Origin of the sequence: Janthinobacterium psychrotolerans (genome assembly GCF_001677885.1) — a bacterium.
GTDB classification, from domain to species: domain Bacteria; phylum Pseudomonadota; class Gammaproteobacteria; order Burkholderiales; family Burkholderiaceae_D; genus Janthinobacterium; species Janthinobacterium psychrotolerans.
Genome location: NZ_LOCQ01000057.1, coordinates 56,002 through 70,307, shown reverse-complemented (window position 1 = coordinate 70,307; position 14,306 = coordinate 56,002). Strand labels below are relative to the sequence as shown.

13 protein-coding genes and 1 tRNA gene are annotated in these 14,306 nt (G+C 63.7%); 11 read left to right on the top strand and 3 right to left on the bottom strand.

What is annotated here, in order from left to right:
• Positions 1 to 10 precede the first annotated feature (10 nt).
• From ASR47_RS15650 to ASR47_RS15610, 9 genes are all read left to right on the top strand, one after another.
• Complete coding sequence (locus ASR47_RS15650; protein ID WP_150127828.1) at positions 11 to 535, top strand: hypothetical protein; 525 nt, start codon at positions 11 to 13, stop codon at positions 533 to 535.
• A 33-nt stretch (positions 536 to 568) separates the two neighbouring features.
• Entirely contained in the window at positions 569 to 955 is a 387-nt protein-coding gene (locus tag ASR47_RS15645) for a hypothetical protein (protein WP_065308717.1), read from the top strand.
• Between the two features lie 88 nt (positions 956 to 1,043).
• Positions 1,044 to 1,358, top strand: coding sequence for a hypothetical protein (locus tag ASR47_RS15640; protein ID WP_150127827.1), 315 nt, complete (start codon positions 1,044 to 1,046; stop codon positions 1,356 to 1,358).
• 1 nt (position 1,359) lies between these two features.
• Positions 1,360 to 2,724, top strand: a complete 1,365-nt coding sequence (locus ASR47_RS15635) for a TolC family protein (RefSeq protein WP_065308715.1) — start codon at positions 1,360 to 1,362, stop codon at positions 2,722 to 2,724.
• 2 nt (positions 2,725 to 2,726) lie between these two features.
• The gene (locus ASR47_RS15630) at positions 2,727 to 4,106 is read left to right on the top strand and encodes a multicopper oxidase family protein (RefSeq protein ID WP_065308914.1); all 1,380 of its coding nucleotides are present in this window, start codon (positions 2,727 to 2,729) and stop codon (positions 4,104 to 4,106) included.
• A gap of 200 nt (positions 4,107 to 4,306) precedes the next feature.
• Positions 4,307 to 5,959, top strand: a complete 1,653-nt coding sequence (locus ASR47_RS28170) for a methyl-accepting chemotaxis protein (protein ID WP_082988964.1) — start codon at positions 4,307 to 4,309, stop codon at positions 5,957 to 5,959.
• A gap of 111 nt (positions 5,960 to 6,070) precedes the next feature.
• Positions 6,071 to 6,574: a hypothetical protein gene (locus ASR47_RS27085; RefSeq protein ID WP_065308713.1), complete on the top strand. Its 504-nt coding sequence runs from the start codon at positions 6,071 to 6,073 to the stop codon at positions 6,572 to 6,574.
• A gap of 21 nt (positions 6,575 to 6,595) precedes the next feature.
• Entirely contained in the window at positions 6,596 to 7,894 is a 1,299-nt protein-coding gene (locus ASR47_RS15615) for an NAD(P)/FAD-dependent oxidoreductase (protein ID WP_065308712.1), read from the top strand.
• A gap of 33 nt (positions 7,895 to 7,927) precedes the next feature.
• A complete protein-coding gene (locus ASR47_RS15610; RefSeq protein WP_150127826.1) occupies positions 7,928 to 8,446 on the top strand; it encodes a DUF6265 family protein in 519 nt (172 codons plus the stop codon).
• A 12-nt stretch (positions 8,447 to 8,458) separates the two neighbouring features.
• On the opposite strand, the gene ASR47_RS15605 is transcribed toward ASR47_RS15610, so the two are convergent.
• Positions 8,459 to 9,169, bottom strand: a complete 711-nt coding sequence (locus tag ASR47_RS15605; RefSeq protein ID WP_065308710.1) for a sensor histidine kinase — start codon at positions 9,167 to 9,169, stop codon at positions 8,459 to 8,461.
• Between the two features lie 295 nt (positions 9,170 to 9,464).
• On the opposite strand from ASR47_RS15605, the gene ASR47_RS15600 reads away from it, so the two are divergent.
• Positions 9,465 to 9,866, top strand: a complete 402-nt coding sequence (locus ASR47_RS15600) for a hypothetical protein (protein ID WP_065308709.1) — start codon at positions 9,465 to 9,467, stop codon at positions 9,864 to 9,866.
• Positions 9,867 to 9,942: 76 nt separating this feature from the next.
• Here the strand turns inward: ASR47_RS15600 and ASR47_RS15595 are convergent, their stop codons facing one another.
• Positions 9,943 to 10,920, bottom strand: a complete 978-nt coding sequence (locus ASR47_RS15595; protein ID WP_065308708.1) for a GGDEF domain-containing response regulator — start codon at positions 10,918 to 10,920, stop codon at positions 9,943 to 9,945.
• Positions 10,921 to 11,243: 323 nt separating this feature from the next.
• Positions 11,244 to 13,727: a hybrid sensor histidine kinase/response regulator gene (locus ASR47_RS15590; protein ID WP_065308707.1), complete on the bottom strand. Its 2,484-nt coding sequence runs from the start codon at positions 13,725 to 13,727 to the stop codon at positions 11,244 to 11,246.
• 491 nt (positions 13,728 to 14,218) lie between these two features.
• Here ASR47_RS15590 and ASR47_RS15585 point away from each other — a divergent pair.
• Positions 14,219 to 14,295, top strand: a tRNA-Arg gene (locus ASR47_RS15585).
• The last annotated feature ends 11 nt before the right edge of the window (positions 14,296 to 14,306 follow it).

The window sequence follows — 14,306 nt, the reverse complement described above, 5'->3', positions numbered from 1 at the left end:
AGAGGAAACCATGCATCTTGCGCCAGCAAGCCGCTGCGAGGTGGCGGGACGGGGCCTGGATCTGCGCTATCTCGGCTGCCGCGAACTCGGCTATGGCCATCACAGCGCCTTGCCCTTGCACCCTTTCGTGTTGCGCCTGCCTGCCGACATGCTCGACAGCCTGGTCGGTGCCGAGTGCGATGCATTCGTGCGAACCTGCCGCGATGACGACGCCTTGCTGGGCGAGTGCGACTTGCCGGCGCTGCGTGAGGCCGGCTATCCGGATCTTGCCGCCATGTTGCAGCGCCACCGGCCGCTGCTGGCCGAACTGCTGGTCGACTATCTGTACCGCGAGCTGCTGGAGGAAATCGCGCGCCGCTGTGGCGCCGAACCGTACCGCCCGCGCCGCAGCGGCGATCCGCGCAACGCCGATGGACGCGCTTACTTTACCGTCAACGCCCTGCAGACGGTGCGCTATGTCGACGATGAAGTGCTGTTGGAAGGGCAAGGTTATTTCGGCGTTTATATTATCTGGCTGGAACAGATAAATGCTTGACCTTGCCGGCATGGGAAGGTTTATAGTGCTGCCATGAACCGTACCTTCTACCGTTACTTCGTGCGCTCGCTGCTCTGGCTGCTGGTCGCCACGCTGCCTTTGCAGGGCTTTGCCGCGGCCATGCGCAGCTGCTGCCTGCAGCAGGCCACTGCGGTAGCGGTGATGGAAAAGGCGGCTGCGCCGCATTGCCATGCCATGGCCGCGACGCCGGAGCATGGCGGCACGATGGACGTCGGCCATGGCCACGATTGCGGCAACCATGGCGCGTGCAGCGTTGCCGCCACGGCGCCGCCACCGGTGCCTGCGCTCCATCCATTGAGCCTCGGTGCACAGGCGCCGCCGGCCGCACTGCCGCTGCTGTTTGCCGGCCATATCCCGGCCGGGCTTGAGCGTCCGCCCAGGATGGCCCGCTTCGCCTGACCGTCGCTGAGCCTGGCGGCCATTTCCTTTGCGCCAGCGTTTGTGTGCGTGCCTGCAAGGCACGACCGTCCTGTTATCGAGATACCCCATGAAGCTATTGTTCAGCCTCGCCCTGGCCGCTTGCCTGCCGCTGGCCGCCCATGCCGCGCCCGCGCCGCAAGACGCGCAAGCAAGCGTGCCGTCCGTCGTTTACCGTTCCGCCTTTGACACCTATCAGTCCGCCGTGGAAGACGAGGCCACACCCGATGAAACCTGGCGCGCCGTTAACCGCAAGGTGGGCGACGCCGGCGGCCATATGGGCCAGATGATGAAAGACCATAAAATGCCGATGAAAATGCCGATAGCCAAGCCTGCCGCGCCCGAGGCCCAGGCTGAGCAGCATCATGAACACCAGGGGCATTGAGATGGCGAACTTCCACAGCTATTTACGACTGACGCGCCTGACGCCGCTGGCGGCCGCCTTGCTGCTGGCCGGTTGCGCCAGCTTCAGCCCCGATGGCGGCATGGCCGAGGTTGCCGCGCTGGCCGACGCCCGTACCGGCGTGCCAGACGCCTTGTCCGCTGGCGATGGCGAAGACCGTCTTGCACCCTTGCTGGCCCAGCCCCTGAGCGCCGATGGCGCCGTGCGCATCGCGCTGATGAACAATCCCGGCATGAAAAGCGCGCTGGCCGCGCTGGGCGCTTCGGAAGCCGACCTGGTGCAGTCCGGCCGCCTGCGCAATCCCGGCCTGTCGTTCGGCCGCTCGCATGGCAGCGAAGGCCATGAGATCGAGCGGGGCGTCAGCGTTGACCTGGCCGGCTTGCTGACCATGCCGATGCGCCTCAATATCGAGCGCGGCCGCTTCGAGCAGGCCAAGCTGCAGGCGGCAAGCCAGGCCGTGCAACTGGCCAGCGACACGCGGCGCGCCTACTTTACGGCCGTGGCCGCCGTGCAGACCGAGCAGTTCATGCAGCGCGCGCTGGTGTCGGCCGAGGCCGGCGCCCAGCTGGCCACGCGCCTGCGGCAGGCGGGCAACTGGAGCCGGCTCGACCAGGCGCGCCAGCAGGTGTTTTACGCCGACGCCGTCAGCGACCTGGCGCGCGCGCGCCACCAGGCCACCGCCGCGCGCGAACGGCTGACGCGCCTGCTGGGCCTGTGGGGCCGGCAAGCTGCCTTTGCCTTGCCCGAGCGGCTGCCGGAGCTGCCGGCCAGGGCCGAGGAGGCGGCCAATATCGAGGCGCAGGCGATGGAGCAGCGGCTCGATGTGCAGATGAGCAAACTCGATGCGCAGGCGACGGCCAGCGCGCTGGGCCTGTCCAGGGTCACGCGTTTTGTCAATGTGCTCGAGGTGGGCTACACCAGCAAAAGCACCAGCGCGGCGCCGCGTGAAAACGGCTATGAGGTGGCGCTGGAATTGCCGCTGTTCGACTGGGGTACGGCGCGCCAGGCGCGTGCGCAAGCCATCTACGAGCAGGCGCTGCAGCGCACGGCGGGCACGGCGGTCAATGCCCGCTCGCAGGTGCGCGAGGCGTATTCCAGTTACCGCACGGCCTACGACCTGGCGCGCCACTACCGTGACGAGGTGGTGCCGCTGCGCAAGACGATTTCGCATGAGGTGCTGCTGCGCTATAACGGCATGCTGGCCAGCGTGTTCGAACTGCTGTCGGACGCGCGCGAACAGGTCGCCAGCGTCAATGCCGCCATCGACACCCAGCGCGACTTCTGGATCGCGCAAACCGAGTTGCAGTCCGCTATCAACGGCAGCGGCGTTTCCACCAGCAAGGACTGATGATGATTACACGTAGAAACTTTTTCATGAACGCGGGCGCTGTCGCCCTGAGCGCCGCCGCCGTCAGCCGGGTCGGCGCGGCATCCTTGCCGGAAGCGGCCAGCATGGCCGGTGCACAGACCCAGGCGCCGCCACCGCCGCCGAATGGCCGGCCGTATCACCCGGTGGTGACCCTGAACGGCTGGTCCTTGCCCTGGCGCATGAATAACAATGTCAAGGAATTCCACCTGGTGGCCGAGCCCGTCGTGCGCGAGCTGGCGCCCGGCATGATGGCCAATCTGTGGGGCTATAACGGCCAGTCGCCGGGCCCGACCATCGAAGTGGTGGAGGGCGACCGCGTGCGCATCTTTGTCACCAATAAATTGCCGGAACACACCAGCGTGCACTGGCATGGCCAGCGCTTGCCGAACGGCATGGATGGCGTGACGGGACTGACCCAGCCCGGCATCGCGCCAGGCAAGACGTTTGTCTACGAGTTCGTCGCCAAACGCCCCGGCACCTTCATGTACCATCCGCATGCCGATGAAATGACGCAGATGGCGATGGGCATGATGGGCTTCTGGGTCACGCATCCGAAAGACCCCAACTTCATGAAGGTCGACCGCGATTTCGTGTTTTTGCTCAGCAACTATGACATCGATCCTGGCAGCTACACGCCGAAGATCATGACCATGACCGACTTCAACCTGTTCACCTTCAACAGCCGCGTGTTCCCCGGCATCGATCCGATGGTGGTGCGCCAGGGTGACAAGGTGCGCGTGCGCGTGGGTAATCTCACCATGACCAATCACCCGATCCACATGCATGGCCACGAGTTCGAAGTGACCGGCACCGATGGCGGCTGGACCCGGCCCGAATCGCGCTGGCCCGAAGTGACGACCGACGTGGCCGTCGGCCAGATGCGGGCGGTCGAGTTTACCGCCACCGACCCTGGCGACTGGGCCTTTCACTGCCATAAATCGCACCACACGATGAACGCCATGGGCCACGATGTGCCGACCATGATCGGCGTCGACCACCAGGGCGTGGCGGCGAAGATCAACCAGTTGGTGCCCGGCTATATGGTGATGGGCGAGCGCGGCATGGCCGACATGGGCGGGATGCAGATGCCGGTCCCCGACAATACCCTGCCGATGATGGCCGGCGACGGCCCGTTTGGCGCCATCGGCATGGGCGGCATGTTTACCACCGTCAAGGTGCGCAAGGACCAGCAGCCGGGCGACTACCGCGATCCGGGCTGGTACCGCCATCCGAAAGGCAGCGTGGCCTGCGAATGGACGGGCGCCTTGCCGGAACCGGTGCGGGCGCAGCGCGCCGGCAAACCGGCCGCCGCAGCGGTGGAAATGAGTGTACGAAAGCCAACTGGTCACGCCGGACACTGATATCTATTGAATAAACATGAGAGCTTTGCTAACACGGAAAGCCATGGAATGTGTTGTGAAAGATCAATGAATTGTCCGATTGTGACAATTTGCGCTTTTGTTCAGTTGTTTTTTTCTTTATATTCAATAGCTTATAGTTTGCCCGCGATGCGCCCAGGCATATCGGATAACACCTGCACCTTGAACGTATCGGAGAAAACATGTTGAATCAAATGAAAGTGGGCACGCGCCTGCTGGCGGCGTTCTTCTGCGTCGCCTTGCTCGGCGCCATCGTCGCCGGCATCGGCATTTACAACATGGGCAAGATCGATACCATGGCCGGCCAGATGTACAATAATGAACTGCTGGGCCTGTCGTATATCAAGGAAGCCAATATTGCGCTGATCAAGGCGGGCCGCGCGCGCAGCAATTTTTTGCTGGCCGCCACCGATGAGGAGCGCGCCACGCGCCGTGCCGATATCGCCAAATTCCTCGCCGAGAACAAGGATAACCTGGCCAAGGCGCAGCCGCTGTTCGTCACACCGGCCGCCAAGGAACTGTTTGCCCGCTTTGCCGTGGTCGAGGCCGACTATGCCAGCAGCATGGCGCAGGCGTTGACAATGGCCGCCGCCGGGCCGCTGGCCCAGCCCAGCCCTGAACTGATCGCCCTGCTCGACAAGACGCGCGCGCATGCGGATGAACTCGATAGTGTGCTCGACAAACTGTCGCAGCAGAAGGAGTTGCGCGCGAAAGAAGCGGCCGAGCAGGCCTCCAGCGTGTACCAGACCAGCCGCGGCTTCATGATCGCGCTGGTGCTGGGCAGTGTGGCGGCCGGCCTGTCGCTGGGGGCGCTGATCACGCGCGGCCTGGCGCGCCAGCTCGGTGGCGAGCCGGGCTATGCGGCGCAGATCGCCAGCGCGATTGCCGAAGGCGACCTGACGGTGGCCATCGAGACCCGCAACGGCGACAGCGGCAGCTTGCTGTTTGCCATGAAAACCATGCGCGACAAGCTCGTCGGCATTGTCAGCCAGGTGCGTGCCGGCACCGAAACCATCACCACCGCATCGGGCGAAATTGCCCAGGGCAACCTGGACCTGTCCTCACGCACCGAAGAGCAGGCCAGTTCGCTGGAGGAAACCGCCTCGTCGATGGAAGAGCTCACGTCCACCGTGCGCCAGAATGCGGAAAACGCACGCCAGGCCAACACCCTGGCCGGCGCCGCGTCGGACGTGGCCGGCAAGGGCGGCGCCGTGGTGGGGCAGGTGGTGCAGACCATGGAATCGATCAACGCCTCGTCGCGCAAGATCGTCGACATTATCAGTGTGATCGACGGCATTGCCTTCCAGACCAATATCCTGGCCCTCAACGCGGCCGTCGAAGCGGCGCGCGCCGGCGAGCAAGGGCGCGGCTTTGCCGTGGTGGCGTCCGAGGTGCGCAACCTGGCGCAGCGCTCGGCCAGCGCCGCCAGGGAAATCAAGGCCCTGATCGGCGATTCGGTCGAGCAGGTGGAGGTGGGCGCCAGGCTGGTGCGCGACGCCGGCCAGACCATGGACGAGGTGGTCGGCAGCGTGCGCCGGGTGGCCGACATCATGCAGGAAATCACCGCCGCCAGCAGCGAGCAGAGCGCCGGCATCGAACAGGTCAACATGGCCATCGTGCAGATGGACCAGGTCACCCAGCAGAACGCGGCGCTGGTCGAGCAGGCCGCCGCCGCGGCCGAATCGATGCAGGACCAGGCCATGGCGCTCAACGACATTGTCAGCGTGTTTCGCCTGCACGGCACGGCACCGGCCGCCGGCGCACCGGCCAGCAACGTCACGCCGCTGCGCCGTCCGCCTGCCGCCAGGGCGCAGCCGCTGCGCCGCCTGGCCTGAGTTGTTGCTGATGTGGCCCGGCTGCCGGGCAGCGATTGCTTATGTGTCCTTGCGAACATACGGTGTTTCCTGCAAGGACTACAATCGGGACATTATCCAAGGAGTCTCCCCATGAAAACCATCGTTCTTGCCGCCAGCCTGCTGCTCGCCGCCGCCAGCGCGGCCACTGCCACTGCCGCCGTTACCGTCAGCATCGGCCAGCCCGGCTTTTACGGGCGTATCGACGTGGGCAGCTATCCCGCACCGGAATTGATCTATGCCCAGCCTGTGATCGTCGAACGGCCGCAGTATTACTCGGCGCGCCCGATCTACCTGCGCGTGCCGCCCGGCCACGCCAAAAACTGGTCCAAGCACTGCCGCCGCTATAATGCCTGCAACCAGGAAGTGTATTTTGTCCAGGATAGTTGGTATAACAAGCAGTACGCACCACGCTATCGCCAGGAACATGCGCGTCCGCCTGCGTACCGTCCGCAGCCGCAGCATGGCCGTCCCGTTCCCCATGGCAAGCACGACCGTCATGACGACCATCCAGGCAAGGGCAAGGGCAAGGGCAACGGCCATGGTAACGGTAACGGTAACGGTAACGGTAACGGCAACAACGGCCACAGGAATTAAGCATGCTGATCAGGAGGATCTTTGCACAGTAAAATCGTCATTGTCGGTGGCGGAGCAGGCGGCCTTGAGCTCGCTTGCAAACTCAGCCGCAAGCTCGGCGCCGGCCAGGTCACCCTGGTCGACAGCCGCCTCTACCATATCTGGAAGCCGTCACTGCATGAAGTCGCGGCCGGCACCCTCGATATCCACCAGGAAGGCCTGTCCTACCAGATGCTGGCGCACGATAACGGCTTCAGCTATGTGTACGGCCCCCTGATCGCCCTCGATGCGGCCTCGAACAGCCTGACGGTGGGTGCGATCAGTACCGACAAGGGCGAGTTGCTGCTGCCCGAGCGGCAGCTCAGCTACGATCAGCTGGTGCTGGCCGTCGGCAGCACCTCGAACTATTTCGGCGTGCCGGGCGCGCAGGAAAACACGATTTCCCTGAACGCCACCGAAGACGCCGAGCGCTTCCGCCTGACCTTGCTGAAACTGCTGGCAATGGCCGAACAGCGCCGTGGCGACGCCGGCCACCCCGGTGTCGATATCGTCATCATCGGCGGCGGCGCCACCGGCGTCGAACTGGCGGCCGAACTGCGCGAAGCGAGCGACGTGTACGCGGCCTATGGTTTCCAGAACCTCAACGCCATCAAGGACGTGCGCATCACCCTGCTCGAAGGCGCGCCGCGCATCCTGGCGCCGCTGCCCGAGCGCGTCTCGCGCGCGGCCAGCAAATTGCTGCTGCAGCATGGCATTACCGTGGCGGCCGATACGCGCGTCACCTCGATCGAACCCGACAAGGTCAATGTTGCCACCGGCACCAGCTACGCGGCTGATATCTGCGTGTGGGCGGCCGGCATCCGCGCGCCCGAATTCCTGTCGACCCTGGGCCTGCCGACCAACCGCGCCGGCCAGCTCGAAGTGACTGGCATGCTCAACGTGCAGGGCCATGCGAATATCCATGCGCTGGGCGATTGCGCCGCCTGCATGGGCGAAAATGGCAAGCTGGTGCCGCCGCGCGCCCAGGCCGCCCACCAGCAGGCCGATTACCTGCTGAAAACATTCATGCTGCAGGCCAAGGGCAAGCCGCCGCAGACCAAGCCGTATGAATATCTCGATTACGGCTCGCTGGTGTCGTTCGGCCGCACCACCTCGGTCGGCACCCTGATGGGTTCGCTCAAGGGCCTGAGCTGGTTTGTCGAAGGGTTTGTGGCGCGCATGATGTATGTCAGCCTGCACCTGATGCACCACAATGCGGTGCTGGGCAGCGTGCGCACGGCCGTGATGGCAATGGGCCGCTTCCTCATCAAGCGCAGCACGCCGCAGGTCAAGCTGCACTGACCCCATGGGGCCAGGCCCTCTGCCGGAGACCGCATGAAACGATCGTTGAGTATTCTGATGGCGGCAGCGCTGTGTTATGGATGGGGGCCGGCCCAGGCCGCAGAGAAAGTGGCGCCGCCGGAAACGGTGGCCAAATTTGCCTGGCTGACCGGTTGCTGGCAGGTCGATGGCGCCGAGCCTGGTTCAGGCGAGCAGTGGAGCACGGTGGCCGGCGGCACCATCCTGGGCACCAGCCGCACGGTCAAGGGCGGCAAGACCACCGCGTTTGAATTCGTGCAACTGCGGCTGACCGTGCCGGGCCAGCTCGCTTATATCGTACAGCCGTCGGGCGGGCCTGCGGTGGAATTCAATCTGCTGCGCCAGGATAAACCGAGCGAATTTATCTTCGCCAACCTGGACAATGATTTCCCCAGCCGCATCATCTACCGCCATGTCAGTGAACGCGTGGTGCACGCCAGCATTGTCGGTACCTTGCAAGGAAAGCTGACCACCATAAACTATCCCATGTCGCGGGTGCGCTGTGATGCGCAGACGGGCGAGCGCCACCGATAAACCAGGGCAAGACTACAGCGGCGCGCCGCGTGGCAGCACCGCCGTCAATGCCGTGCCGCCCTGTGGATGGGCGGCCAGCGACAGGGTGCCGCCCAGGTAGGCGACCCGTTCGCGCACGGCGCGCAGGCCATGCTTGTGCAGGTCTTCGGGCAGGCTGGCGGGCAGGCCGGCGCCGTTATCCTTCACCGTCATCATCAGCGCTTCGTCATTGTCGTCGACGATGACGTCCACTTCCGTGGCCTGGGCGTGGGCGGCAATATTGGCCAGTCCTTCTTCCAGCGTGCGCAGCAGGGCCACGCCCACATTGCGCGGACATACCAGTTCATCTTCGGGCAGGCTGCAGCGCACGGTGATTTTGTGCTGGTCGGCAAATTGCGCCGCCAACTCACCGAGCGCGACATTGACGCCCAGGAATTCCAGTTTGTCATTCCACAGCTTGATCTGCATCTGGCGGTTGGTCTCGATCACATTCAACAGCAACTGCTTCATGGTGGCCGCGCGATCGAGCAGCACTTGTTCCTGTGGCATTTTTTGCGTCAGCAGCGACAAATGCATGGTCAGCGCCGTCAGCGATGAGCCCAGGCTGTCATGCAGCTGGCGCGACAGGGCGCGCCGTTCATTGTCCCAGCTGGTATTGGTGTGTCCCAGCAATTCGCTGAGATCGGCGGCACGCGCCGCATCGGCATGGGCCGCTTGCTTGCTCTGATCTGTGTGTGCGGACATGGCGCCCCATGAGTGTTAAAAGATTACGACCGGAATGACGGGATCATACATGAGGATTCCATTGCAGGGCGCATGGCAGGAAAATTTCTATCTTTCCGACAACTATGATGGCTGGCGGTCAACACCGTGCCGCATGGCGCCGCTGGCACTGTGCGCCGTGCGTACGCTTGCGCACATACCATGCCGGCCACGCCTGCCATAGTAAGCCTGTGCGCAAGCCATGCAGCAGATGCGGCAATTGCCGCCATTGCGGCTCGGGTGCAGGACCGGCCCCCACCAAACGAAAGGACTAGCCATGAATATCGATACCATTGTTGACCAGGAATACTGTGCCAAAAGCTTTCGCGACATCGTCAACGCGCCCATCAGCGCCCTGCGCGGCGTCAGCGCCAAGGACGCCAAGGCGCTGCAGCAGGCTTTCGGCGTGACTACGGTGCGTGAGCTGGCCAACCTGAACTTTGTCAAATGGGCCAGTGCGCTGGCCATCCTGGCCGACGAAGAGGGCATGACGGTCGAAGAAAAGGCCAAGGAGGAGCTGCTCGACGACGCCGTCGAAATGACGTTCCCTGCCAGCGACCCGATTTCCGTTGACGCCGGCATTACGCGCATCGAAGTGGCGCCTGAAAAAGTCAACGCCACCAGCGATCACCAGCATGCTGGCAAGCATGAGGAAGCGGCGGGCAAGAAAGCCAGATAAAGCGCGCTTGCGGCAATAAAAAAAACCGGGATGCCGCGTCACAGCGGCATCCCGGTTTTTCATGGAAACGACGGTCTCAGGCGATCGAAGTGATGCCATGCTGGCTCACCTGCGCCGCGGCCACGTCATGCGGCGCACAGCAATAGCGGTTCTTGCCGGCCCGCTTCGCTTCGTACAGCGCCGTATCGGCCGCGCTCAGCAGCGCGTCGACGGTGGTGGCGTCATCGGGGTAGATGCTGATGCCGATGCTGGTCGACAGGCGCAGGGTCAGGTCGTTGATGAAATACGGCTCGGAAATGACTTCGATCAGCTTGGCGGCCGGCTCGCGCGCGTCGCCCTTGCCGGCCAGGTTGCCCAGCACAATGACGAACTCGTCGCCGCCGATGCGCGCCACCGTGTCTTCCTTGCGCGAGGCGTTGACCAGGCGCGCGGCCACCAGTTTCAGGATTTCGTCACCGTAGGCGTGGCCATAGCTGTCGTTGATGGCCTTGAAACCGTCCAGATCGAGATACAGGATGGCCGATTTGCCGCGCACCCTGGCCGAATGCTGCAAGGTGTGTTCGATGCGGTCTTCCAGCAGGCGGCGGTTGGGCAGTCCTGTGAGCGGGTCGTGCAGCGCCAGTTCCTGCTGCTGCTTGCTGTATTGCGCCAGTTCCTTGTACAGCAGGCGCACTTCGAGCATGTTGTGGATGCGCTTGTGCACTTCCATCAGGTCGAACGGTTTGCTGATGAAGTCGCGCGCACCCGCTTCCAGGGCGGCAATCTTGAAACTGGGCTGCGCCGTCAGTGCCAGCACGGGCAGGTAGCCGCCCTGTTCGATCTCCTTCAGGCCTTTCATGACCTGGAAGCCATTGAGTTCGGGCATCTGCAAGTCGAGCAGGATCAGGTCGTAACAGTGTTCAAGGTGCAGCGGGCAGACCTGGGCAGGGCGCATGGTGGCCGTGACGTTGCTGTAGCCGGCGTCGCGCAGTATTTCGAGCATCAGGTCGACATTGTCCGGTGAGTCATCGACGACCAAAATCTTCGCTTTCAAAATTTCATCTTGGCTTGGCATGGGGTGTCCCGGTGAATTCTGTAAAGTCATCGCAGCCATCGTCCGCGGCGACAGCGGCCAGCAGAGGAGCGCGACGATAGTAACCGCTTGCATCAAGATAGGGCGCACGAAAGCGTATCAGTCCGGTTCGACCCTGCCTGGCAAGGTGGCGCGCCTCTGCGCCTCTGCTTGTGGAGAGCTGTTGCTATTCATTTTAGTGTAGCAAACAGGTTTGAAGTTGCTTGTAGGACAGAGCCGCGTCTGGAAGTAGGAAGTCTAAACCAAATTCATACATTTTTAATCTGAATTATTTGTTTCTTCACATCATTTTTGCGGCTCTGTTTTTATGGCTTTTGCTCCACTTTTTCAGCGGCCGGCATGACCAGCCCGGCGACTGCCGCCAGCAAGGCGGCCGGGTCAAGCGGCTTGACCAGATAGGCCTGGAAGCCGCTGTCGAGCGCACGCTGGTGGTCCTCGGGCCGGGCAAACGCCGTCAGCGCCAGCGCCGGCAGGTCGCCACCGCGCTCGCGCAGCTGGGCCAGCAGCTCGAAGCCGTCGGTATCGGGCATGCCGATGTCGCTGACCAGGATATCGGGCGGGGCGCCGGCCAGCAGGCGCAAGGCTTCCGCGGCGCTGGCGGCGCTGGCCACGTCGGCGTGGGCGTCGCGCAGGATACGTTCGGCCAGCTCGCGCGCATCGGCCTCGTCATCGACCACCAGCACCTTGATGCCGGCCAGGTCGCGTGGTTCGGCCGGCTCCCGGCGCGGCGCCAGCGCCGGGCTGTCGGCCGGCAGGCGCACGGTAAACGTGGCGCCCTGCATCTCGCCGGGGCTGCTGGCGGCGACCGTGCCGCCGTGCTGTTCCACCAGGTGCTTGACGATGGCCAGGCCCAGGCCCAGGCCGCCATGCTTGCGTGTGGTCGAGGCATCTGCCTGGCGGAAACGGTCGAATACATGGGGCAGGAAGTCGGCACGGATGCCCATGCCGTTGTCGGCAATGGTCAGCACCAGGCGCGTGCCCTCGCGCACCACATCGATATCGACCTGGCCGCCCTGGGGCGTGAATTTGAGCGCATTCGACAACAGATTCCAGACGACCTGCTGCATGCGGCCCGGGTCGCCTGTCATGGTGCCGGCATTGGCGGCGATCCGCGTATGCAAGATGATGTGCTTGGCGTCCAGCGCCGGGCGCAGGGTGTCGATGGCCGACGCAATCACGGTGGCCGGCACGATGGTCTGCATGTCCAGCAGCACCTTGTCGGACGTGATGCGGCTCATGTCGAGCAGGTCTTCGATCAATTGCGCCTGCGCGCGCGCGTTGCGCTCGATGCTGTTCAGCCCGCGGTGCAGGTCGGCCTGGTCGCGCGTGCCGCGCCGCAACACCTGGGCCCAGCCGAGGATGGCCGACAAGGGCGTGCGCAATTCGTGCGACAGGGTGGTCAGAAACTCGTCTTTCAGCTGGTTCGTGCGCTCGGCTTCGGCACGCGCCTCGCGTTCGCTGTCGAGCAGCACCTTGCGCTCTTCGGCGGCGCGCCGCGCCTCCACGTACAGGCGGGTATTGTCGAGTGCGACAGCGGCCTGGGCCGCGATGGCCGCCACGATGCGTTCGCTGCGCTGGCTGAACATGCCCGGCTGCGGATGGCCCAGCAGCAGCCGGCCCAGCAACTGGCCCGAGCGTGAGCGCACGGGCAGGCTCAGGCAGCTGCGCAGCACCGGCGCGTCTTCCTGGTCGCCGTCGCCGTCGTCCGGCGCCGTCTGCAAATCGTTGTGGCGCATGGCCTGGCCCGTGCGCAAATCGGGGGCAATCGCCGCGGCCTGGCGCGCCGTGAGGCCATTGACGGCCTGCGCCACCTTCAGCAGCGGCTCATAGCCTGCGGCATCGGCCTCGTGTTCGGCATCGTAATAAAAGGCGCCGAAGCGCGCGCCGCTGATGCGCGTGGCGGCGTCGACCGTCTCTTGCAGCAGGGACGGCAGGTCAAGCGTGCCGGCCAGGGTCGTGCCTGTGCTGTTGAGCAATTCGAGCACCCGCGTTTCATCGCGCAGCGCCTCTTCCACATGTTTGACTTCGTCAACATCGGTGCTGGTGCCGAACCAGCGCAGCAATTGCCCGCCGCGGTGCACGGGGTTGGCGCGCGTGAGGAACCAGCGGTAGCGCCCGTCGCTGCCGCGGATGGGGAACTCCATTTCGAATGGCGTGCCGTTATGCAATGCGGCCTTCCAGCCGGCCAGCATCTGTGGCAAATACTGCGGATCGTAGGCCGTATCCCAGCCTTCGCCGGCCATCTCTTCAGGGCTGGTGCCCGTATAGTCGTGCCAGCGCTGGTTGTACCAGGCCATGGTGCCGTCGAAATTGGCGATCCACGCCAGTTGCGGGATGGAGTCGGCCAGCGCGCGCAGGTCTTCCTCGCTCTGGCGCAAGCTTTCTTCGGCGGCCTTGCGCTGGCTGATATCGTGAATATGGGTGGTCAGCCCATCGGCGCCGGCAAAGATGCGCACTTCCAGCCAGCGGCCCAGCGGTGCGTGCAGCAGCTCGAAACTGCAGCTTTGCTGCGACGCCATGGCGCGCCGGTACTGTGTTTCAAGTTCCGTGCCCAGCATGTCGGGGCAGGCCTGCCACAGGTTGCTGCCAGCCAGCGCCGCGCTGCCATTGCTGTGCTGCGGCGCCAGCAGTTCGGCGCCACGCGCATTGATATAGCGGATGGTCCAGTTGGCGTCGAGTACGCTGAAACCGTCGGTAATGCCTTCAAGTACCGTGGCGATACCGGCATCGGACAGGCTCAGCGGCGCAGGAGGAGGGGGCAGGTTTTGCTTGAGGTCATGCTTAACCATCGGAAATCCTGTGTGCCAGGGCATCTCGCTCCATCCTGCGCCTTGTGGGGCAGGCGAGGCGTAGTGCCGTCGCTGAATTCATTGAATGGATCATGATGGGAGCGATCATGTGGTTTTACAGGGCCAACTTCTGTCTGTCTCGCCGTCATTGTATCCCCAAGCCCGCCCAGGCCTGCACACGCTTGGCCTTGCCATATCTTCAATGCTGTGGACATCCCGTCAACCCGGACGCAGCGGTGATTTGCCAGGCTGGTACAGATAGCACTGGACAGGCCGGGATGCAGTCCCTATAATCCCGCTTCTTTCGAGGTAGCAACTTCTCGAAGCGCCGGAAAGCTTCCGTGAAAGCGGAAAACTCCAGTGCGAAGGCGTCAACGTTTCAGGTCAGAAAAGAACTTGGGCTTGCAGTGCGGTACTTTGCAAAACCTGGCTAAGCGATTGAAAAATCGAACTTTTCAAAGCGAAACGAATACGCTATAATGTTTGCCTGCGCGGCTGTAGCTCAGCTGGATAGAGTACTTGGCTACGAACCAAGGGGTCGTGGGTTCAATTCCTGCCAGCCGCACCAGAATTTTAAAA